The sequence below is a fragment of the Streptomyces mutabilis genome, assembly GCF_014649815.1.
GTDB classification, from domain to species: Bacteria; Actinomycetota; Actinomycetes; order Streptomycetales; family Streptomycetaceae; genus Streptomyces; species Streptomyces mutabilis.
Window position 1 is genome coordinate 95,528 of the sequence record NZ_BMTT01000009.1, and the last position, 20,454, is coordinate 115,981.

The window sequence follows — 20,454 nt, forward strand, 5'->3', positions numbered from 1 at the left end:
CTCTGAGAGCACCCTTTCGCCGAGCTGTGATTTTCCTGAGAAACGCACAGGAGTCCCTCAGGGACCGTTCGGACGGTCGCCGTCAGCGCGTCGGCAGCCCGAACAGCCGCGCCCCGTTGTCGTGGCACACGCTTCGCAGCCACGCGTCGCCGAGCTCCAGGCGTTCCAGCGCACGCAGCTGGTGCAGGTACGGGTAGGGGATGTTGGGGAAGTCCGAACCGAGGAGGATGCGGTCGCCCAGACCGGTCAGCCGTGGCAGCGCCCGCCGGGGGAAGGGGGCGAGCCGCTCGCTGAAGTCGGTGAACGCCATCGTCGTGTCCAGCCGCACCTCCGCGTAGCGCTCGGCGAGGTCCAGGAAGTCCTCGTACTCGGGCATCCCCATGTGGGCGGCGACCAGCCGCAGCCGGGGATGGCGGGCCAGCACACGTGCGATCGGCTCGGGCCCGGTGTGCTTGCCGGGCGCCGGCCCGGACCCGCAGTGGATCACGACCGGCACCCCCGCCTCGGCGAGCAGCCCCCACGCGCCGTCGAGCAGCTCGTCGGCCGGGTCGTACGCCCCGACCTGGACGTGTGCCTTGAAGACCCGTGCCCCCGCCTCGACCGCCTCACGGACGTACGCCTCCACTCCCGGCTCCGGGAAGAGAGTGGAGGTGTGCAGGCAGTCGGGGGTCCGACGGGCGAATTCCACCGCCCAGCCGTTCAGCCACCGGGCCATGCCCGCCTTGTGCGGGTACAGCATGGCGGTGAAGGCCCGTACGCCGAACTCCCGCAACAGTGCCGTGCGCTGCTCCTCCGCCTTGCGGTAGGTGATCGGCCACTCGACGCCGCCGGTCAGCGGCCCGAGGGAGTCGAAGTAGCCCCACACCTTGCGCAGCACGCGCTCGGGCATGAAGTGCGTGTGCACGTCGACCAGTCCGGGCAGCCCGAGCGCCTCCCGGAACCGGCGGACCTGTTCGGCCTCGTGATCACTCATGCGGCCACGATCGCGCCCGGCGCACCCCGGGAACAAGGGGTCAGAACAGACCGTCCTGCACTCCGGCGGCCCCCTCGAACGCCCGCAAGGGAACGGCGCACGGCTCACCCTCGGCCGACACCAGATCCCACCCGGTCATCAGCCGCGTGTCGAGCACGACCACCCCCCGCTCCGTCGCCAGATGCAGGTCGGGACCGGCGACCGCCACCAGCTCACCCCCGACCGCGCCGCCCGCCACCAGCTCGGTCACCTCCCCCACGGCGACCGGACCACCGTCCTCACCCCCTTCCAGCCCGAACACCCCCGCGTGGTCCGCGCCACGGAACGGAGCCGGCGTCAACGACTCCGGCCAGCCGCCGAGCGCCACCGCCCGCGCGTGCAGCTCCGTGATCTCGGCCGCCCGCTCCCGCACCGACCCGGGCAGCCCGGCCCGTACCGCACGCTTCTGCGCGTAGGGAACGCGGTCGGGCACCCCCAGCGCGGCCCGCAGCAGCTCCTCCGTCCGCCGAGCGGCCATCAGGGGCCCGTGGCCCAGCCAGCTGAAGCAGACGGCGCCCTGCTCCAGCAGCCGGGCGGCCCCCCGCTCGTACGCGGTGATCCCGACCTTGACGAGGCCCGGCCCGAACCACGCCAGGTAGACCCGGTACGGCCGCGGATCGTCCGCGATCGTGTCGGCGGCCACGGAGTGCGCCCGGTCCAGCCGCGCGCACTCCTCGCACCGCGCCCCCGTGCTGCGCCCCGACACGCCGGCCCGCGCCGGGCACGCGTGCCTCCGTGCCCCCACGCATGTCCGCACGCCTCCCTCGGCGACCCCGAAGGCCACCCTCCTGCCCCGGACCAGCGCACTGCGCCGGCCCCCGACCCACGTCAGCACGGGACCGTCCGCAGCCCACCGCAGCCCCGAGCACCTCCATGCCTGTGCCACCCCGCCGAGGGTAGAGGGCGCCACTGACAACGCCCGCCGACGACGTCGAGGCGGGCACTGTCCAGAAGACAGTGCCCGCCTCGACGTACGGTATGAGCATGATGGGAAGCGACGCGACGTGCCCGGAGCGCCTGGTCATGGAGCACGTCACCAGCCGCTGGGGCACCCTGGCCCTGATCGCCCTGCTGGACCGCCCCCACCGCTTCAGCGAACTGCGCCGGGAGATCGGCTCGGTCAGCGAGAAGATGCTGGCGCAGACCCTGCGGACCCTGGAGCGGGACGGCCTGGTCCACCGGGACGCCAAGCCCGTGATCCCGCCCCGCGTGGACTACTCCCTCACCGACCTCGGCCGGGAGGCCGCCGAACAGGTCCGGGCCCTCGCGCGGTGGACGGAACGGCGGGTGGCGGCGGTGGAACGGGCCCGCGAGGCGTACGACGCCGGCCGGCCCGCCACCGCGCACCGCGTCACTGCTGGAGGACCGCCTTCATGACGTCGCGGGCGATGGGCGCGCCGAGCCGGCCACCGGAGATGTCCGCACGGGAGATGTCCATGTCGGTCGGGTCGATGAAGACGGCGACGGCGACGGAGGACCCGTCGTCCTTCTTGCCGTAGGAGACGAACCAGCCGTAGGGCACCTCGTCGTCCACGTCGACACCGCGCTGCGCGGTACCGGTCTTGCCGCCGACCGTGATGCCGTCGATCAGGGCGCGCTTGGCGCTGCCCTCCTTGGCGGTGAACTCCATCATCTGCTGGACCTTCTGCGCGGTCTCGGCGGAGACGGCCTCGCTCATCACCGCGGGTTCGGCCTTCTCCAGCGTGCCGAGGTCCGGTCCCTTCACCTCGTCGACGATGTAGGGCTGCATCAGCTTGCCGTCGTTGGCCAGGGCGGCGGTGACCATGGCCATCTGCATCGGCGTGCTGGTGAGGCTGCCCTGGCCCATGCCGGTGAGCGCGGTGCCCGGCTTGTCGAGGTCCTCGGGGTAGAGGCTCTTGGTGGCGAGCAGGTCACCGAAGTCGTCGGAGTAGACGTCCTCGTTGAAGCCGAACTTCTCGGCCGTCTCGCGCATCTTGTCCTGGCCCAGCTCGGCGGCGGCGTCCAGGAAGACGTTGTTGCAGGAGTGCTGCATCGCGACCTTCATCGAGGCCTTGTCGCAGACCGCGTCACCGGCCTCACTGCCGATCTTGTTGGTCGACTGCGGCAGCTGGTACGGCGACTCGGCGTCCGTGCGTGCGTCGATGTCGGTGACCGCCCCGTGCTCCAGCGCGGCGGCCGCGGTGAGGATCTTGAAGGTGGAGCCCGGCGGGTAGGTCTCGCGCAGCGCGCGGTTGGCGAGCGGCTTGCCCTTCTCCTTGCCCAGCGCGACGAAGCGGTCCGACTCCTTGAAGGTGCCGCCCGAGAACGTCGACGGGTCGTAGGAGGGCGCGGAGACCAGCGCCAGCACCTTACCCGTCCGGGGGTCGAGGGCGACCACGGCTCCCCGCGCGCCCTTCAGGTCGGTCAGCCCGTCCCAGGCGGCCTTCTGCGCCTTCGGGTCGATGGTGGTGACGACCGAGCCGGCCCTCCGGCCCTCGCCGCTGACGATGTCGGCGAACCGCTGGAACGCCAGTCGGTCGTCCTTGCCCGTCAGGATGCCGTCGTAGGTCTTCTCCAGCAGCGTCATGCCCTGGGCCTGTGACGCGTATCCCGTCACAGGCGCGTACATCGGCCCGTTGGCGTAGGTGCGCTTGTACTTGAGGTCGCCCTCGGTCTCGGTGGAGCCCGTGACGGCCCGTCCACCGACGATGATGTCGCCGCGCGGGGTGGAGAACTGCTCGATCTGCACCCGCCGGTTCTTGGTGTCGGAGGCGAGCTCCGGAGCCCGGACGTACTGCAGCCAGTTCGCGCGGATCAGCAGGCCGAGCACCAGCAGCCCGCAGAAGATCGCCACGGCCCTCAGCGGCTTGTTCACCGGATGCCTCCGTCGAGGCTCGGCCGGGTGACGGTCGGCCTGTCGGATATGGAGACGCGTCGTCGCAACATGGGCACACCCTAGACACAGTCACGGGCCGCCTTCACCGTGCGGTGGGGCCTCGGGACGCGTCTGCGACAGACCTGTGCCCGATATTGCCCGGCGCGGCAGCGCCTGTTGATCATAAACTCATCACACATTCAGGCCGGCCCGCGCACTTTCGGCGGCCCGCCCCCACGTTCTCCGCCCCGTTCTCCGCCCAGGAAGGGCCGTTTGTGAAGTTCCGTCGTTCCCTGTCCGTGGCCGCCGCCGTCGCGGTGGCCACACCCGTCGCACTGTTCACCGCCGCTCCGGTGTTCGCCGCCGGGACGCCCACGGCACAGACCCAGAACCAGCCGACTTACGCGGAGTTGGAGAAGGCCGCCGCGGACGCGAAGAAGGAGTACGAGGACGCCCTCGCCGCCGAGAAGGAGGGGAGGAAGACGCTCGAGGCCACCCTGGCGGCGCTGGACTCCGACACCCACCCGCTCAGGGCGGCCACGATCACCGCGAACAAGGCCGCCGAGGACGCGGCCGACGCCGAGGCCGCCGCCGAGAAGGCCGTCAAGGACGCCGAGGCGGCGGTCGAGGCGGCCGCCACGGACGCCGAGAAGGCCGAGGCGCAGCAGGCCCTCGAAGCCGCCGAGGCCGATCTGGCGGAGGCGACCGAGGCCAAGCAGGAGGCCGACGCCACCGCCGAGGAGGCTCAGACCGCGCTGGACGACGCCAGGGTGGCGGCGGTGCGCGAGTACGGGAAGCTCAAGACGGCTGTCGACAAGGCGCTCGAGGCCGAGGAAGCCGCCGAGGAGGCGCTCGGCACCGCGAAGGAATGCGTCCGCGAGGACGGACTGACCGCGCTCGCGGTGGGGTTGCCGTCCGAGGTCGTCGCCGGGACCACCGTCGACTTCACCCTGCGCGTGACCAACGGGTCCGAGCGCACGCTGAGCGTCGACCCCTTGGCCTTCGTGCACGTGGACGGTGAGCCCAGCGGTGCGAAGGGCTCGCTGGAGGTGAAGTGGTCCAACGGCTCCGGCTGGAACGCCCTGGACGGCGACCAACCCGAGCACATCGCCCGCATCGACACCATGAAGCCCGGCGAGCACAGCGACGTGAAGCTGCGGATGAAGGTCGCCTCCGGCGCCGGGGCCGCCGACGCTTTCGCCCTGTTCGCCGCCGACGCCTCCGACGCGTACAAGCCGTGCGTCCTGGGCCCGATGAACCGCTACGACTTCGAACTCCTGCCCGCGGACAGCGACCCCGGCACGGTGGACGAGGCCGACCCCGGCAAGCCCGGCGAGGACGACGACAAGCGACCGGACACCGCGGGCACGGGCACGGGCACCGGGACCTCGCCGCAGGGCGGCACCTCTAAGCAGACGGTGCAGACGGTGCGGACGTCGGCCACCGACACCGGCGGCACCCTCGCCCGGACCGGCACGTCCCCCGCGCTGGCTCCGCTCGGCATCGCGAGCGCCGCGGCCGTGGCACTCGGCGCCGGCACGGTCCTGTTCATGCGCCGCCGCAAGGCCGCGGACAACGCCTGACGCCAAACCGCCCGGACCGAGCCGCTGCCCGCCCGGTCCGGGCGGACTCGTCACGCCTTGCGAAGACGACGACAAGACAACGACAGAGGCCCCGGATTCATCCGGGGCCTCTGTCTCATGTGCACTCGGCAGGATTCGAACCTGCAACCTTCTGATCCGTAGGATCGGGCGGGCCGTTGGGCGGTGGCTCCACCTTCCCTCCGGCTGATCGCTGGTGGTCGTGATCAACGGCCTCTGTGTGCCGTCGTTGCCGTCAGGGTTGCCGTCAGCGCTGAACGGTGGCACCGCCACTCAAGGGGAGACCCCCTCTCTCGATCTGCTCACGCACAGCGACGCCCGAAGGGGAGCTGGACGCGGTGATCAATCTGCCACTCCACCTGCGGAACCGCCTCACGACGAACCAGGCCGGTGGTCACAATTGGAGAGACATATTCCACCTCGAATCATTCCAGCATACGGAAATTCCGAGGAAGATATTTCGACATGGGCTCGCTGGAACCACACCCCTACCAGCCTGGGTTCGCTCACCGTATCCCAAGGTCAAGAGCGAAACTACTGCCGCCACGCCACCCCTCCAGGGCATCGATAATAAGCCCCGATGCACCATCGGCATTGCGTTCTCGCACAACTGACCTAGGCTCATCGAGCACCCTTCGCAGCCACTCCCTCACGGGGGGCTAGCGCCGAAAAAACAGATACGAAGGGAACACTGTTGAGACGCGCAGTCCACAGAAGCCTGCTGGCCTTATTCGCGGCCCTTGGGATAACCCTGGCCTCCAGTACGGCAGCGAACGCGCACTACGTCTACTACGCGGACCTCGTGTGGTCGAACGCCGATTCGTCGCGATGCGTCATGAACCGGTCCGAGACGTCACACGGTTCAACCGGCGGAGGATATTTCCGCGGCGACTCGATGTCCCAAGCCGAACTCAGCGCCATCCCGTCCGACTGTATTCTCCCCTGGGAACGCAACTCCGGGTGGCTCGCAGAAGGCTTCATCATCTACAAGTGGTACGTCGATGCCCAGGGTGACGGTTCCTGGCTCATCTGCGATCGGACCGACCAGTGGTACTTCAACACCGAACCAGCATCCACGATGCGCATCACCAGTACCGCTCCCGCAGGCGGCGCGTGCGGTTCCGGGTACTACGCCTCGGCAACCTCGCCGGCATGAAGGACGGCAACGCGTGGTACGGCTGGGATGTCATGATGTGGTCCGGATCCCACCTGCTGCCTGACACGTCGTTCGCGGCGCCGCCGGCACCGACCGAGGCGCCCCCTGGAGTCAACGACGACAACGTGGCACCGGCAGGATCGATGCCAGACACCATGGCCGTGTCGGATTCCAACGGAAAGCCTGCCCTCGATGCATCGGGCAACCCCATCGAGACGCAGATACTCCCGGAGGCCCCGACAGAGGCCAAGAGTCTCTCCACGGCGAACGCTCCGCGACACTTCACGACCGCTCAGAACGGTGCCACCATCGAAGAGGTCGAAGTCGTACTCGACGGCCTCGTAAGGTAGGGACACAGCCCCAAGGAACACAACAGCTCCGACGCGGATCACTTCCCGCGTCGGAGCTGCGGCGCGACGAGGAGCGCCAATGCGACTCTCACCAAACAAGAAGAGGAGTCATAAATTGGTCACCGTGCAACGCATTTGCGGATTCCTCGCACTCATTTCTCTTGCATGGATCGGGCTCATCGCATTCCTGGCAACACCCGACGCATTACTTTTTGGCGCCAAGCGCGGTTCCCTCATCGCCCCGGTTTCGATCCTCATCCTCGCCGCCGGCGGGTGGATTGTAACCTCATACCGAACACGGAAACTATCCGACCGCTGACCGAATCAGTACCTTGCGCCTCTCCTCACGCGCACCTGCGTGCCGCCGTGACCCCCCGGGGATTGTCGCCAACCCTGCGGGGCTGCGGGGATGTGACGTCGTCGCAGCGGGGGCACTCCGTGGCTTCTGAACATGCACACACAGTCGATCTCGTCACTCTGACCCTAATCATGGACCTGACTCCGGCTCGGTCTGAGATGCTTGGTGCATCGCGTGAGAGGGGCGGCATTCATGCAGTGGCAGACCCATGGCGAGCGGCAGATCTACACCAACAAGTGGGTGAATCTGTGTCTGGTCGACGTCCAGCAGCCTGATGGGCGCAGGTGGGAGTATCACGTCGTTCGGCTCCGGCACCTGGCCGTGGCTGCCGTGGTCAACGATCGCCGAGAGGTCCTGATGATGTGGCGGCATCGCTTCATCACCGATTCGTGGGCCTGGGAGTTGCCCATGGGCTTGGTCGAGGAAGGCGAGACGCCGGAGGAAGCGTCGGTTCGCGAAGTCCTGGAGGAGACGGGCTGGCGCCCTGGCCCGGTCAAGCCGCTGATCTACGCCGAACCGGCCAACGGGATCACCGACTCGCAGCATCACGTCTTCCGCATGGACGGCGCGACCTACGCCGGGCCACCCACGGAGAAGAACGAGTCCGACCGGGTCGAGTGGATTCCACTCTCAAAGGTGCGGGCCATGATCGACCGCCGGGAGGTCGTGAGTAGCGGTTCCCTCGTCGGCCTCCTGTACTTGCTCATGGACGAGTCGATCCGCTGACCAAGGGAAGAGCCTCCCGTAGCCGCGCTTCAAAGGCGAGGGCTACGGGCTCCTGCCTGTGCGGGGCCAACTGGTCGTAGAACTCTTTCAGGTGGCCGGACACCCGCTCGGAGGCCACCGCTGAGGCGGGCTGTAGGGCCTGAGTGGCGGTGTGGCATGCCTGGTCGAGCTTCCCTTGGTCCAGCTGTGTACGCGCCAGCCAGAACGCGTGAAACGCTCGGCCGCGCTGGTTGCTGTGGTCCTCGCGACGAAGGGCGTCCGCGATCAGAGGCTCCGCAGTGGCTGCCTCGCCCAGGCGTCCGTGGGCGATCCCCGTATCCACGATGAGCTTCGGCTCATCGAAGTAGGACACCCACGCGGGATCGGGGTCGTCCTGCCCGATGCGTTCGAACTGCCGATGGGCTTCCTTGATCGCCTCGTGAGTTCGGGCCTGGCTGCCGAGGGTGGCATGGGCGAACGCCTCGCGCATGGACAGCATGGAGAGGACCCGTGGGGTGGTGCCGATGGCAGAGCGGGCCTGGTCCTGCGCGGCGGTCACGAGGGCAAGGGAGTCCGCGGGTTTGTCCTGGTAGGTCGCCTGCAAGCTCATGCAGGCGAGGACGTTGGCCATGAACTGCCGGTCGTCGATCTCCTTGGCCAGGTGCAGGGCCTCTGTGAAGTACGCGCGGGCCTGGTTGTACTGCCGGGCGTCGAAGTAGGTCCAGCCGGTGAGGCGGGCAAGCTCGGCTGCGATGCCATACAGGCCGTGTTGGATAGACGGTGGTCGGTCCTCCTTCAACAGCTCGACCACGTGCCGCAACTGGCCCACAATGGCTGGCCTCAAAGGCTCCCCACCATGTTGGTTGTCCCGGCGCCAGTAGTCCTCGATGGAGGACCGGAACGCTTCTAGGGTCGCCGGGCTGAGGCTTGTCCGGGTGGCCACAGCCAAGATGCTGTCCACGTCGGGGCCTGGCAGCGATGACGGCGTCTCCTCTGGCTCCGACGGCTGCTGTGCCTCGCGCTCGGTCACGACGAGTGCCTGGGGCGTCTCCCACGACCGGCGTGCAAGACCCAGCATATGACCTGGAATGCGTAAACCGTCCGCGATGCGCTCGATGACGTCCATGTGCAGCAAGTGCCGGCGTCCAGCGATCACCTCGCCAACGCGGCTGGGCGTCAGTTCGCAGCGTCTCGCGATCATCGACGGGTAGATACCCGCTTTTGTCTTCACCAGCCGGAAGACCCTCGCGAAGTCGCGTAACCGGCATGCGTTGATCATCTCGGGATCGGTGAGCAGCCTGGCAGGCAGTTCCTGCGGCCGGTCGGCGTCGGGCATTGGGCAAGCTCCCACACTGCGAGGGCTACGCAACGTCGCGGATTCTCTACTAGCCGCGATGTTACCCAAGTTGGGTAATCAGCCGGGCCTTTTAGGACCGCACCCCCAATCGCGATGCTCCTGTGCATGGCGAGCAACCAGCAGACCAGACCAGCCATCGGTGACCTGGCCAGGGACAACGCCAGGCGACGTATCGGCGTGGTCATGGACCAGATTGGTGGCCGTGTGCAGATGCGGCCGGTCCGTGGCGGCGCCGAGTGGGATGCGATGCCGGACCAGGTCGTAGCGCTCAGTGCACGAGAGGAACTGAGCGTTCGCCTGGCCGTGCGGAACGGCAACAGTCGGGTCGGGCTGTGATGCGCGCCATCGGCCGGTACGCCGGAGTCCTATTCATCATCGGCATCAGCGGATCGTGCGGGCTGGTGATCGGCATGACTCTCGCCATCGGCAAGTAGGCCGGCCGGTCCGAACGGGTGCCAATCCCGGCTCCCCACCCCGCTCGGGCCGGCCTCCACACCCCCTCCCGGATCGTCAGTGATGTGAAGTCGCGGCTGGGACGGGAGCCATCTGCCATGCACCGCCTCACAGAAGGAGATCGCACATGACGACAACGGCGAACGATCAGAAGACCGGTCGCGCGGTGGCTGGTGAGGAACTGTTCGAGAGCCTCGGCCACTTCGTGGTCGCGCACAACGGCCAGTCCCCCGAGCGTGCCGAGCGGATCGCGGACCAGGCCGTGGCCTTCCTCGTCACCGCAGCCACCGCCACGGTGCCCATGGTTCCGTCGGACGACGTGGACCTCGGCCTGCACGCGCTCATCCTGCACACGAAGGAGTACGCCGAGCTGTGCGAGAAGTACGCCGGCCGCTTCCTGCACCACAACCCGAAGCCGGGTGGGGGCGCCCGCGACCCGGAAATGGTCGCTGCCTCGGCGCGCGCCATGAAGGCCGCCGGATTCATGGTCTTCGATGACCTCTGGACCGTGAACGGCGAGAATCTCGCCCAGTGCGACTCCGACTGCGGGCGCCCGTACGGCCAGGCATAGCCATCGGCTCACGCGACGCGGCCGACCCTGTTCGAGGTCGGCCGCGTTCGCGACAGGAAGGAGAAGAGACGTTGTCCGGCTCAACCCCTGAACTCCCGATCGTGGTGCTGCATGCGCTCATGCCCACGGCTCAGCGCATGGTCCTCAACCGTCGCGGCTCAACGGTCTGGGAAGTCGAGAGCCATCGAGGCCGGTACGCCGTGAAACTCGGGTATCCGATCGAGGCCACGGCCGACTGGCCTGCCCAGCCCTGGACCGCGCTCGCTCCGGCCCGTGAGGGCGCCATCTTGCACCGCCTGGGCTCCGCAGACGTGGCCTACGGCGAGTGGGAGCAGGGAACGTGGAACTTCCAGCCGTGGCATGAAGGTCCGGATCTGCACCGGTTGTGGGAACCCTGTCGTTCCGCCGGCTCGACCATCACACCGCACGTCAGTGTGGCGCTGAGTTGCGTCGAAGCGCTGGCCGAGCTCCACGCGGCGGGCTGGGCGCACGGTGATGTACAGCCCGCTCATTTCATCATCGGGCCGGATCGAACACACCTCATCGACCTCGCCCTTGCCCACGGCGGTCAAGTGCCCAGCGGGTACGACTTCCCGTTCCGCGGCTGCCTCGTCCACTACGAGGCTCCGGAGATCGCTCAGAGCGTCCTCGCTACCGGGACCGCCGAACCAACCCAGGAAGCCGACATCTACGCACTGGGCGCCTCTCTCCTCATCTCCGCTACCGGCTGGCGAGCGGTCGAGTACCCGGACGATGCTCCACGTCCTGTTCAACGGGAGGCAGTGGCGAAGGGGAATCGCCGCTCCGTAAAGGCGCCCGGTCAACTCGGTGAGCTGATCGACGCGATGCTCAGCCATGCTCCCGGGGATCGCCCCACCATCTACGAGGTGGGCAAGGCCATGAGCTGATCACGAGTCCCCGACAACAGGCGTCGCCAAGCGGGCCACAACAAGAGACCGGACCACCCCTCAGCCTGGACAGCATCCCGGGTGGTCCGGTCACGGAAGCCCTGATCAGGACCCCGGTGCCGATGGTACCGGGGTGATCGGCGTGCTCAGATACGGGTGCGGTCGCAACCCCGGCTCTCTGTTATCGAGTTGTGGAGGACGAGAGTTGCGGCTTGGCCGACAGGCGCGCGGTTCTGACCTGAGCCACCGAAAGTCAGCCACGACGGCGAGACTGCCGAACGAGCACTTGCCACGTGTGTTTCCAGTAACCCCGGACTGACCCCGACCACGCTACTTCTCTTCGTCACGGCCCTGGACTCCCTACCGGGCTGAGCGTGGTCGATGCGGACGCCTGACGCATGGGTGTGCCTGCGGCCATGACTTCCGTCGGCTGCGAAGCGTGGGCCGGCCGGGCGGCGTGGTCTGGTGTGGTCGGGGTCGGCCTAGTCCTGGTGGTCGGTCTGGTCGGGTTGCTTTGTGGTCGGGTTGTCCGCCTTGGCTGTGCTGCGCGCTGAGTGGGTGGGGGCCGGTGCAGCGGTGGCGGAGACAAGGAGCGGCGGCGGCCCGTGGCCGCCAGCGCGCGCGGCCCGCCGTAGGCGGGCCGCCTTGATCCAGTAAAGAAACTCTGAACAGCTCCCGCCTCGTCGGGCCTGGCGCGTCGGCGGCCATGCGTGTCCGCGCCTCCCTATCGACTCACCACTTCGGAGCCACTTCGGATACTTATGGCCTTCTTTTTGCCTATTCGTTCCGGTGGTCGGCGAAATCTATCCACAGGCTGGCCGGTCCAGGGTTAGACCTGTGGAAAAGCCGGTGCCTTCGTTATGCGTCCGTGAGCGTGGTCGCCCCTCCGTGGTCGGCGGTCTGGTCGGGGGCGACTGATGAGCTGGCACTGCAAGTCGCGACAGATAGTGACGGGGGTCACATGCGAAAGACGAGGGTGAGCGTCACACCGAGGCTCGATTTCCGACCTGTAGCAGGTGAAGGCAGTTGGCGCCGACCGCTCGGCTGCATCCGCCTTCGGTGATCTGGTGGCGCAAACGAGAGGTGAGGGTAGTGAGCGACGTCACAAGGAATCGGTGTCACACACGACCCGAGAAACCAACCTCTACGGGCGCCGTTCGAAACGGGGCGGCGCAACATAGCCGACGATCGCCGGTTACCCAAACCGGCGATTCTCCGGACCATTGGTGGTCCTCGGCGAACGAAGGGAGGTGCGCTTTGAGCGGCGCGAAAGATGGGGCGGACTGCCCGGGGGTCCACGCCAAAAGGACGGTGGCGGGCTCGGGATGCTCGGTTCGCTTTGTCCGCGTGCCCCAGGAAGCTGCTCCTGCGTTCCGCAGCACGGGCCCGGAAGAAGGGTTCCTTCCCGTTCCTTCCCGTCCGGCGGGAGGACAAGGCCGGGCGTCACCTGCCTGTCCGGTTCGGCCTGTAGACCTGACTCAGCAACCGCAATGGCGGCTTGCCAAGCAGAACGGGCAAGCCCTGATCCGGCTGCGGATGGCCGCTGGGCGCGCCTTCGGGCAAGCCCTCGTCGGTTGGCTGAACGGGACAAGGAACGACAGCACGGCAGCGAACGGGGAGACATGACCGAGCAGATAGACGACGCGGAAAGGAAGCTGGTCAGCATTCACAGCCGGGAGGCGGCGGAGGCGTCCGCGCTGATTCAGGAAATGACTGCCATGGTGGCGAGGCTCAGCCGTGAGGCAAGGCAGATGCGGCAGGAGGTTGCCGGGCTCAGGAACCCGGGCCTGGCCGCTGTGCCTTCTTCAGTGCCTCGACTTCCCGGCGTAGTTCCTGATGCTCCGCGCTGAGTGCTCGGATTTCATCGCGCAACAGGGTGAGCATGTCGGCAAGGGTGCGTTCGGAAGCCTCGGGACTGCCGGGCTTCCCCTTCCCAATGGTGAGATTGCCTGCCTCATCGCCGCCAGGTTCGGCTCTGTTCGCCAAGTACCAAGCGGGCGGGGTGTAGTCGACGCCGCCCTTGCCCTCGTAGTCGGCGACGAAGCTACCGCGGCCCTGGATGGTGTAGATGAGCCCTTCATCGCGGAGGACGTTCAGGGCCGCGCGGGCAGTCATGTTGGCGACGCCGAAGCGCTCTTGCAGCTCCCGGTAGGGAGGGAGCTGGTCACCCGGCTTGTACCGGCCCGCCTTGATCTCACGCCGAAGCTCGTCGGCTGCGTGCTGATAGGGCGGCCGGCGGTCGTGCTTCGGCGAACTGGCAGGCGTCATAGCTATCAGGGTAGCGAGATCTAGCAGCCCTAGCACACGCCTCTGACAAGTGCACACTCACGACCTGTTCCACCTAGCTAGCATCGGTCGCTTGACATTGCTAGGTGAGCGAGTTTCTATTGATCACGCCCGCCACCCGGCGGAGCACCTACCGAAGGGACGTAACACCCATGGCCCGTATCCGTGTTGGCCTCCTCCCGACCGCCGCGTTCATGGTCGGCACCCCGCCGGTCCCGAAGTACGCGGACGCCGAGAAGACCCAGTTCGCCACCGACCGCGAGACCGGCGCGAAGCTCTACACGATCACCCTCTTCTTCATGGAGGAGGACCGCGCCGAGGCGCTGAAGGTCACCGTTCCGGAGACCGGTCTCCCCAACGGCCTCAAGCCGGGCATGCCGGTGATGCCGGTGGAGCTGTTCGCCACCCCGTGGGCCCGGATCTTCAACGGCTCGCTCTCGGACGGCATCGCCTACCGCGCCGACCGCCTGTCCCTGGCCACCCCGGCCACTGACACCGAAACGGCGTGACCGACACCGCACACCCGTCCTTCCCGCACCTGCCGCGACGACATGAGCGCGTCGCGGCGGTGCGGGAGCACGGGGCCCACCCGCACCACCTGACCGCAATCCGGAACTGAAGGAAGGAAGCGAAGTGACCCTGAACGACGTGAACGAGGGGCTGGGCTACGCCCCGGTCCTGGTCGGCGTCGGCCTGGCCGCCCTCGCCGTGTGGGGGCTGGTGTGGGTAGCCCGCTACCTGCTGGCCGACTCGATGATGCGGGACAGCATCCGGCAAGCCGTACGGGTGCGCTGGGGATGGAAGCGGTTCGCCGCCATGGCGGGCCTGTCCGTGACGGACAAGACCCCGAGCGCGATGGCCTCGCTGTCCACCACGGACGGCAAGCCGCCCAAGCCCCGCGTGTTGACGCCGACTCTCAAGGTGAAGCCCGACCAGTTCGGCGTGGTCGTGCGGGCCGGTTGCCTTCCAAAGGTGGGCCTGGAGGAGTTCCAGAAGGCCGCGCCCTACATCGCGGACGCCTGGCGGTGCACGCGAGTGTCCGTCTCCCAGGACAAGCCCGGCCACGTCCTCATCCGAGGAGTGCGCGTTGACCCGCTAATCACCAAGACCTCCCACGCCCCGTCCGGCAAGGTGCTGGAGAAGCTGGCGACCTGGGGCCTGGGAGTGGACGAGTACGCCCAGGCGGTCAGCGTCGACCTGGCGGAAGTCCCCGGCGTCACCGTGGCCGGCCTGCCCGGCTTCGGGAAGACCTCACTCATCAACCGCTTCATCTGCGACTGCGCGCCCTCCCCGGCGGTGCAGATCGCGGTGGCGGACGGCAAGGTGATGGCCGCCCACGAAGGCGACTACGCCGACCTCATGGACCGCCTGTTCGCCTTCGCCGGGGCTGACCTGAGGGAAGCCAACGCCCTGTTCCGCAAGCTCGTACGGCTGCGCCGCGCCCGGTCCACGTCGATCAAGACCGTGCTCGGCCGCAAGGACATGTGGCACGGCGGTCCGTCCGTCGCCTGGCCCTGGGTGGTCCTGATCATCGATGAGGCACACACCTACTTCCGCGACCACAAGGGCTCCGACAAGGAGACCAAGCAGCTCGCCGCGCTGGCCGCGCAGAACGCCCGGCTGGTGGAGGAGCTGGTGAAGATGGGCCGCTCTGTGGGCATCCTCGTCATCCTCGCCACGCAGAAGAGCACGGGCGACGCGATCCCCACCTTCATCCGCGACGTGTGCCCGGTCGGCCTGTCCTTCGCGCAGAAGACCACTGACGCCGCCGTGGCCGCCCTCGGCGACGACATCCGCGACTGGCCCGACGCCAGCCCGACCCTGTTGCAGGAACCCGCCTACGTCGGCGTCGCGGTCATGAAGACCAACGGGCAGAAAGGATTCACCCGCCTGCGCACCCCGTACGTCACCGAAGACGACTCCGCCCACATCGCCGCCCGCACCGCCCACCTCACCGCCGACCCGGCCGACCTCCTCACCGCCCAGCTCCCCGGCCTCGACCTCACCAAGACCGACCCCGACGACGACTCTATGGCGCCGCTGGCGGCCTGAACTCGCAGGAGGACACATGCGCCCCCGTACCCGTAAGGCCGTTCGCGCCATGCGGCAAGCCGCCCGCGAACAGCGCTGGGAGGACGTGTCAGAAATCGGCACCGCCGCCTACTGGATCGGCGACGGCAAGGACCGTCGACTACTCGAAACCTACCTCGGCCCCAACGCGGCCGTGATCGTCAGCCGAAGGCGCTGACCACCTGGTGACCCACGCCCATCTATCTGTGAAAGGAGGTGAACTCCCCCTTGTCTGAGGACCGGATTACCCAGCGCATCGTGACCGTGGTCATGGTCATCATCGCCCTGCTGGCCTTCGTCTTCTCCTTCGGCAACGTCTGGGCCCTCGCCCTGCGCCTGGGCGTCCCCGCGCCCATCGCACCCCTGATCGCCCCCATGGTCGACCTGTCCGTGGTCGGGCTCCTGGTCGCCCTGCGCTACCTGTCCCTGCGCGGTGTCCCGCCCGAGCGAATGAAGGCGGCCACCCGCCTCATGCACGTCTCCGGCCTGCTGACCCTGGCCCTCAACATCGCTGAACCCCTCGCCGCCGGCCACTACGGCCGCGCCGCCGTCGATGCCGTGGCGCCCCTGCTCCTCCTCGACTGGGGCACGGTCGGCCCGCAGCTCCTCCGCTCCTTCCACGCGGTGACCGCCGACGAAACCGCCCCGGCCCCGACTGCGGACACGCAACCGGCACAACAGCCCACCCCGGTCGTCGACGATCCGGCACCCGCCCCGGCGCCCGCGCCGCCCGTCACGCCGGAACCAGTCACCCCGGCCGCCGTACCGGCCCCTGTCACACCTGTGGCCGCCGTGGCTGCGCCTGCGGTCAAGGTCCCTGAGCCGCTGCTCACCGAAGCACGCTCCATCGCCTCGACCCACCACGCCGAGCACGGCGAACCCATCACAGCGGCCCAGCTCAAGAGGCGACTCGGCATCGGCCTGCCCATGGCCACCGCCCTCCACGCCGCCCTGTAGGGCCGCCCCCTCCGCCGGCCTACCCGGCACCTCCCGCCCTGCCCACGCCCTGGGCCGACTCGTCGTGTCTGCGGGCAGCAGCCCGGACGCCTTCGCCAGCAGCCGACTGCTGCCCGCAAGCCCCACCCTCACGCCAGAAGGGAGACCTCGCTACCCATGCGCCGCCCCCTCGACCTGCGCCACGTCATCAGCCCCGGCCAGCGGGACCTGATCGAACTGGCCAACACCCACGACTTCGACCGCGTACAGCAGCAGCTCCGCGACCTGCGTGGCTGCACCACCCCGGTCAACCTCCACGGCTGGACCACCACCACCGACCAGACCACCAAGGAAGTGGTCCGCTCCTACCGATCCGAAGACGAACCGTCCGGGCGCCTGCTCACCACCTGCGGCAACCGCCGGTCCTCCCGCTGCCCAGCCTGCTCACGGGTGTACGCCGCCGACACCTACCACCTCATCAAGGCCGGACTGTCCGGCGGCAAGAACGTCGCCGAAACCGTCCGCGACCACCCCCGCGCCTTCGTCACCCTCACCGCCCCCTCCTTCGGCCCCGTCCACAACCGCCTCACCACCGACGCGGGCAAGCCACGCCCCTGCGCCTGCGCCTGCGGCAACACCCACACCGAAGACGCCCCCGAACTCGGCACCCCGCTCAACCCGGCCACCTACGACTACACCGGCGCCGTGCTCTGGAACGCCCACGCCGGACAGCTCTGGGCACGCTTCACCACCTACATGCGCCGTGCCCTGGCCGAACACCTCGGCATGACGCAGAAGGCGCTCAATGCCGCCCTGCGTGTCTCCTTCGCCAAGGTCGCCGAGTACCAGAAGCGCGGCCTGGTCCACTTCCACGCCGTGATCCGCTTCGACGGACCCGACGGCCACACCACCCCACCTCCGCCTTGGGCCACCTTCGACGCCCTGAGCGCCGCCGTGGGCCTGGCCGTCGAGCGCGCCCGGCTCACCGTCGAGTCCGACGCCATCGGCGAACGCGTCATCGCCTGGGGCCGCCGGTTCAAGGTCGACCCCATCACCGCCCTCGGTGACGGCGAACTCACCGACGCCAGGGTTGCCGAGTACACAGACGCCAAGGTCGCCGGATACGTCGCCAAGTACGCCACCAAGAACGCAGAAGGCGCGGGCACCGTCGACCGCACCCTGATGTGCCGTCCCTGCGCCGGACGCGGCTACGTACGCGGCCCCGACCACTTCCACGACCGGTGCACCGACTGCGACGGCACCGGACAGGCCGAACTCATCAAGGCCCTGCCCATCCAGCAGCACGTACGGCAGATGATCCGTACCGCCTGGGACCTCGGCCACCTGCCGGAGTTCGCCCACCTCAAGCTCTGGAAGTGGGCTCACATGCTCGGCTTCCGCGGCCACTTCTCCAGCAAATCCCGCGCCTACTCCACCACCCTCGGCGCCCTCCGCGACGTACGCCGCGCCTGGCGCCTCGCCCAGGCAGAAGCCGCCCGCGCCCGCGCCGGCCACCCCGCCACCGACGAAACCACCCTCGTCACCACCTCCTCCTGGACCTACCTCGCCAGTGGCTACCGCCCCGGCGAAGAACTGCTCGCCGCCCAGGTCCGCCACGACATCACCCACGCCCAGCGCATCAAGCAGGAAGGACTGGTGCCGGAATGACGACGGCCGTGCTCACCGTGGACCAGGTCGCCGAACGACTCGGCATCAGCCGCTGGAAGGTCCACGACCTGATCCGCTCGCGCGAACTCTCCTCTTTCAAGATCGGCCGTTGCCGCCGCATAAGCGAGGCCGCCTTGGACTCCTACGTATCCCTCCGCACCGAACAGGAAGCCGCCTGATGGCCAAGCCGAAGAAGAACGCCAACAACGAAGGCACCATCTACCAGCGCAAAGACGGACGGTGGGAGGGCAGCGCGTACATACTGACGACAGACGGCACGTACAAGCGACGCAGCGTCTACGGCAAGACCTGGGACGAAGCGCACGAGAAGCTGACCAAGCTCAAGGCCGACTCGCTCAACGGCCTGCCGGTGGCCACCAACAAGATGACGATCGCCGAGTACCTGACGTACTGGCTGGCGAACGTGGCCAAGGGCAAGGTCCGCAGGACTACGTACGTCAACTACGAATCCCTCGTCCGTAACTACGTGACCCCGGAGTTCGGCAGGAAGAAGCTGGTCCGGCTCACCGCCCGCGACATCCGGGCCTTCCTGACCAAGACGGCGGCCACGTGCCAGTGCTGTGCACAGGGCAAGGACAAGAAGCGGCCGGAGCACAGGCGGCGCTGCTGCGCCCTCGGCAAGTGCTGCAAGAAGCTGCCGTCTGATCGGACCGTGCGTTTCCTGCTGGTGATCCTTCGTGCTGCCCTCCAGCACGCCGTACGGGAGGACGAGTTGCCCCGCAACGTCGCGCGGAACGTGGAGCTGAGCATGGGCACCAAGCGTGAGATAGAACCGCTGACAGCCAAGGAGGGGCGTCAGCTCCTGACGGCGGCCCGGGACCACCGGTTGTGGGCTGCGTACGAGCTGGCAGTCCGCATCGGCCTGCGGCGCGGTGAGCTGCTCGGGCTGCGCTGGTCGGACGTGGATCTCCACGAAGGCATCCTGACCGTGCGGCAGGCCCTACAGCGGGTCGGCGGCGAACTGCTCATCGTCGCGCCGAAGACTCAGCGCTCGGCTCGCCGCGTCGCGCTGCCGGCCGAGTGCGTGACCGCGCTCCGTGCCCAGCGCGCGCAGCAGATCGCTGACAAGAAGGCCGCTGCTGCCAACTGGAAGGGGACGGGTCAGGGTCTCGTCTTCACCACGAAGAACGGGACCCCGATCGAGCCGCGCAACCTGAACCGGTCCTTCGAGGCCCTGTGCGCCCGTGCAGCCGTCCGTAAGGTCCGGTTTCACGACCTGCGTCACACGTGCGCGTCCCTCCTCCACGAACAGGGCGCCGACGCCCGCATGATCATGGAGGTCCTGGGCCACAGCTCGATCCGCGTGACGATGGACATCTACACCTTCGTCCGGCTCGACTCCCAGCGCTCCGCCTTCGACCGCGTCGGGGATGCGCTGAGGGGCGACGGCAACGGGCCTGATGATGACGACGGCGCGAATGGAGCCCTCTCAGCCGTCTAGCCGTGCCCCTTGCAGCCCACCGCTGACGGTACGTCGCGGCATCGCTGCTCTTGGTGGGACTGAACCTCAACGCCACCGAAGACAACGATGCAGATCAAGGCGGCCATGACGGCTTGGGAGACAACCGTGACGATGGCTCCGGCCCATGCCGCTATCGCGGCCGCCGCAACGGCGAGGAGCCCGACTCCGCCAGCAGCAGCCAGGTAGTTCCACAACGGGTCGGTCGTGACGCTCTTCGCTGGGTCGAGGTTGAACCCGGATAAGAACCAGAGTCCGAAGATCACCACAAGGGTGATCAGCTCCAGGAGCACGAGACCACACCCGGCCCCGATATCGGCACCGCGGTCCGCACGGCGCCGCGGTCCGGGGCCAGTGGTGGCATCGAAGGCCGGCGGGGCAGCGGGCAGGTTCATACTCGCCACCATGCTCGCCTCTGCGAGGCTGGCGCATGAGTACGGCTACTCAGCTCCGCATCGGGTGGATCTCACGACTCACCCGAGCCCAACCGGTTCCCCACCCGCTCCGTGAGGCGGTTGCCGTCAAACACTGCCGTCAAGGCAAAAGCCAGAGGCCCTGTGGATCACTCCACAGGGCCTCTGGTCTGCTGTGCACTCGGCAGGATTCGAACCTGCAACCTTCTGATCCGTAGTCAGATGCTCTATCCGTTAAGCTACGAGTGCTTGTCTGTTCAGTTTTACCGCCGCTCCCGTTCCTTCCGGCCCGCT

The 20,454-nt window shown here is 68.1% G+C and carries 21 protein-coding genes and 1 tRNA gene; 15 read left to right on the plus strand and 7 right to left on the minus strand.

Translation table 11 applies throughout. The features are described from left to right. Positions 1 to 82 precede the first annotated feature (82 nt). Both IE142_RS19710 and IE142_RS19715 read right to left on the minus strand, forming a co-directional pair. Positions 83 to 973, minus strand: a complete 891-nt coding sequence (locus IE142_RS19710; protein WP_191886969.1) for an amidohydrolase family protein — start codon at positions 971 to 973, stop codon at positions 83 to 85. Between the two features lie 40 nt (positions 974 to 1,013). Beyond that, entirely contained in the window at positions 1,014 to 1,898 is an 885-nt protein-coding gene (locus IE142_RS19715) for a DUF2797 domain-containing protein (RefSeq protein ID WP_191886970.1), read from the minus strand. Between the two features lie 92 nt (positions 1,899 to 1,990). Between IE142_RS19715 and IE142_RS19720 the strand changes: the two genes are divergently transcribed. Further along, a complete protein-coding gene (locus IE142_RS19720) occupies positions 1,991 to 2,389 on the plus strand; it encodes a winged helix-turn-helix transcriptional regulator (protein WP_191886971.1) in 399 nt (132 codons plus the stop codon). Here the strand turns inward: IE142_RS19720 and IE142_RS19725 are convergent. Beyond that, on the minus strand, positions 2,364 to 3,848 hold the full coding sequence (locus IE142_RS19725; protein ID WP_191886972.1) for a peptidoglycan D,D-transpeptidase FtsI family protein: 1,485 nt from the start codon (positions 3,846 to 3,848) through the stop codon (positions 2,364 to 2,366). The genes IE142_RS19720 and IE142_RS19725 overlap by 26 nt on opposite strands. Positions 3,849 to 4,123: 275 nt before the next feature. Here IE142_RS19725 and IE142_RS19730 point away from each other — a divergent pair, with 275 nt between their 5' ends. From IE142_RS19730 to IE142_RS19740, 4 genes are all read left to right on the plus strand, one after another. Beyond that, positions 4,124 to 5,431: a hypothetical protein gene (locus tag IE142_RS19730; RefSeq protein ID WP_229830689.1), complete on the plus strand. Its 1,308-nt coding sequence runs from the start codon at positions 4,124 to 4,126 to the stop codon at positions 5,429 to 5,431. A 913-nt stretch (positions 5,432 to 6,344) separates the two neighbouring features. Then, complete coding sequence (locus IE142_RS36795; protein WP_229830691.1) at positions 6,345 to 6,605, plus strand: hypothetical protein; 261 nt, start codon at positions 6,345 to 6,347, stop codon at positions 6,603 to 6,605. Further along, positions 6,602 to 6,955, plus strand: a complete 354-nt coding sequence (locus tag IE142_RS36800; RefSeq protein WP_229830693.1) for a hypothetical protein — start codon at positions 6,602 to 6,604, stop codon at positions 6,953 to 6,955. The genes IE142_RS36795 and IE142_RS36800 overlap by 4 nt, the downstream gene beginning before the upstream one ends. A gap of 550 nt (positions 6,956 to 7,505) precedes the next feature. Further along, a complete protein-coding gene (locus tag IE142_RS19740; protein ID WP_191886973.1) occupies positions 7,506 to 8,039 on the plus strand; it encodes an NUDIX hydrolase in 534 nt (177 codons plus the stop codon). On the opposite strand, the gene IE142_RS19745 is transcribed toward IE142_RS19740, so the two are convergent. Beyond that, the gene (locus IE142_RS19745) at positions 8,017 to 9,354 is read right to left on the minus strand and encodes a helix-turn-helix domain-containing protein (protein WP_191886974.1); all 1,338 of its coding nucleotides are present in this window, start codon (positions 9,352 to 9,354) and stop codon (positions 8,017 to 8,019) included. The genes IE142_RS19740 and IE142_RS19745 overlap by 23 nt on opposite strands. Before the next feature lie 126 nt (positions 9,355 to 9,480). Here IE142_RS19745 and IE142_RS19750 point away from each other — a divergent pair, with 126 nt between their 5' ends. From IE142_RS19750 to IE142_RS19760, 3 genes are all read left to right on the plus strand, one after another. Beyond that, positions 9,481 to 9,711, plus strand: coding sequence for a hypothetical protein (locus tag IE142_RS19750; protein WP_229830695.1), 231 nt, complete (start codon positions 9,481 to 9,483; stop codon positions 9,709 to 9,711). Positions 9,712 to 9,955: 244 nt separating this feature from the next. Next, on the plus strand, positions 9,956 to 10,399 hold the full coding sequence (locus IE142_RS19755; protein WP_191886976.1) for a glycine-rich domain-containing protein: 444 nt from the start codon (positions 9,956 to 9,958) through the stop codon (positions 10,397 to 10,399). 71 nt (positions 10,400 to 10,470) lie between these two features. After that, complete coding sequence (locus IE142_RS19760; protein WP_191886977.1) at positions 10,471 to 11,307, plus strand: protein kinase family protein; 837 nt, start codon at positions 10,471 to 10,473, stop codon at positions 11,305 to 11,307. A gap of 1,773 nt (positions 11,308 to 13,080) precedes the next feature. On the opposite strand, the gene IE142_RS19765 is transcribed toward IE142_RS19760, so the two are convergent. After that, positions 13,081 to 13,575 (minus strand): GntR family transcriptional regulator, encoded by a 495-nt coding sequence (locus IE142_RS19765; RefSeq protein WP_191886978.1) that lies wholly within the window; start codon positions 13,573 to 13,575, stop codon positions 13,081 to 13,083. Positions 13,576 to 13,745: 170 nt separating this feature from the next. Between IE142_RS19765 and IE142_RS19770 the strand changes: the two genes are divergently transcribed. The 7 genes from IE142_RS19770 (at position 13,746) to IE142_RS19800 (ending at position 19,729) form a co-directional block, all read left to right on the plus strand. Next, positions 13,746 to 14,102, plus strand: coding sequence for an SCO3933 family regulatory protein (locus IE142_RS19770; RefSeq protein WP_191886979.1), 357 nt, complete (start codon positions 13,746 to 13,748; stop codon positions 14,100 to 14,102). Positions 14,103 to 14,226: 124 nt separating this feature from the next. Further along, entirely contained in the window at positions 14,227 to 15,645 is a 1,419-nt protein-coding gene (locus IE142_RS19775; protein WP_229830698.1) for a cell division protein FtsK, read from the plus strand. Between the two features lie 16 nt (positions 15,646 to 15,661). Continuing rightward, entirely contained in the window at positions 15,662 to 15,841 is a 180-nt protein-coding gene (locus IE142_RS19780; protein ID WP_191886980.1) for a hypothetical protein, read from the plus strand. A 50-nt stretch (positions 15,842 to 15,891) separates the two neighbouring features. Beyond that, positions 15,892 to 16,620: a DUF2637 domain-containing protein gene (locus IE142_RS19785; RefSeq protein WP_191886981.1), complete on the plus strand. Its 729-nt coding sequence runs from the start codon at positions 15,892 to 15,894 to the stop codon at positions 16,618 to 16,620. Positions 16,621 to 16,776: 156 nt separating this feature from the next. Beyond that, positions 16,777 to 18,267 carry a replication initiator gene (locus IE142_RS19790; RefSeq protein WP_191886982.1) on the plus strand — a complete coding sequence of 497 codons (1,491 nt, stop codon included), beginning with the start codon at positions 16,777 to 16,779 and terminating at the stop codon, positions 18,265 to 18,267. Beyond that, positions 18,264 to 18,446 carry a helix-turn-helix domain-containing protein gene (locus IE142_RS19795; RefSeq protein ID WP_191886983.1) on the plus strand — a complete coding sequence of 61 codons (183 nt, stop codon included), beginning with the start codon at positions 18,264 to 18,266 and terminating at the stop codon, positions 18,444 to 18,446. Before IE142_RS19790 ends, IE142_RS19795 begins: the two co-directional genes overlap by 4 nt. Then, positions 18,446 to 19,729, plus strand: coding sequence for a site-specific integrase (locus tag IE142_RS19800; protein WP_191886984.1), 1,284 nt, complete (start codon positions 18,446 to 18,448; stop codon positions 19,727 to 19,729). Before IE142_RS19795 ends, IE142_RS19800 begins: the two co-directional genes overlap by 1 nt. Here IE142_RS19800 and IE142_RS19805 read toward each other — a convergent pair. Next, positions 19,726 to 20,142 carry a DUF6234 family protein gene (locus IE142_RS19805; protein WP_059303023.1) on the minus strand — a complete coding sequence of 139 codons (417 nt, stop codon included), beginning with the start codon at positions 20,140 to 20,142 and terminating at the stop codon, positions 19,726 to 19,728. The genes IE142_RS19800 and IE142_RS19805 overlap by 4 nt on opposite strands. Positions 20,143 to 20,336: 194 nt before the next feature. Further along, positions 20,337 to 20,409, minus strand: a tRNA-Arg gene (locus IE142_RS19810). Between the last annotated feature and the right edge of the window lie 45 nt (positions 20,410 to 20,454).

Bases quoted from the DNA above. Each gene is read 5' to 3' on its own strand.
- IE142_RS19790 (WP_191886982.1), top strand. From the start codon at position 16,777: ATGCGCCGCCCCCTCGACCTGCGCCACGTCATCAGCCCCGGCCAGCGG.
- IE142_RS19745 (WP_191886974.1), bottom strand. From the start codon at position 9,354: ATGCCCGACGCCGACCGGCCGCAGGAACTGCCTGCCAGGCTGCTCACC.
- IE142_RS19710 (WP_191886969.1), bottom strand. From the start codon at position 973: ATGAGTGATCACGAGGCCGAACAGGTCCGCCGGTTCCGGGAGGCGCTC.
- IE142_RS19750 (WP_229830695.1), top strand. From the start codon at position 9,481: ATGGCGAGCAACCAGCAGACCAGACCAGCCATCGGTGACCTGGCCAGG.
- IE142_RS19755 (WP_191886976.1), top strand. From the start codon at position 9,956: ATGACGACAACGGCGAACGATCAGAAGACCGGTCGCGCGGTGGCTGGT.
- IE142_RS19800 (WP_191886984.1), top strand. From the start codon at position 18,446: ATGGCCAAGCCGAAGAAGAACGCCAACAACGAAGGCACCATCTACCAG.
- IE142_RS19765 (WP_191886978.1), bottom strand. From the start codon at position 13,575: ATGACGCCTGCCAGTTCGCCGAAGCACGACCGCCGGCCGCCCTATCAG.
- IE142_RS19720 (WP_191886971.1), top strand. From the start codon at position 1,991: ATGAGCATGATGGGAAGCGACGCGACGTGCCCGGAGCGCCTGGTCATG.
- IE142_RS19770 (WP_191886979.1), top strand. From the start codon at position 13,746: ATGGCCCGTATCCGTGTTGGCCTCCTCCCGACCGCCGCGTTCATGGTC.
- IE142_RS36800 (WP_229830693.1), top strand. From the start codon at position 6,602: ATGAAGGACGGCAACGCGTGGTACGGCTGGGATGTCATGATGTGGTCC.
- IE142_RS19805 (WP_059303023.1), bottom strand. From the start codon at position 20,142: ATGAACCTGCCCGCTGCCCCGCCGGCCTTCGATGCCACCACTGGCCCC.
- IE142_RS19780 (WP_191886980.1), top strand. From the start codon at position 15,662: ATGCGCCCCCGTACCCGTAAGGCCGTTCGCGCCATGCGGCAAGCCGCC.
- IE142_RS36795 (WP_229830691.1), top strand. From the start codon at position 6,345: ATGTCCCAAGCCGAACTCAGCGCCATCCCGTCCGACTGTATTCTCCCC.
- IE142_RS19795 (WP_191886983.1), top strand. From the start codon at position 18,264: ATGACGACGGCCGTGCTCACCGTGGACCAGGTCGCCGAACGACTCGGC.
- IE142_RS19740 (WP_191886973.1), top strand. From the start codon at position 7,506: ATGCAGTGGCAGACCCATGGCGAGCGGCAGATCTACACCAACAAGTGG.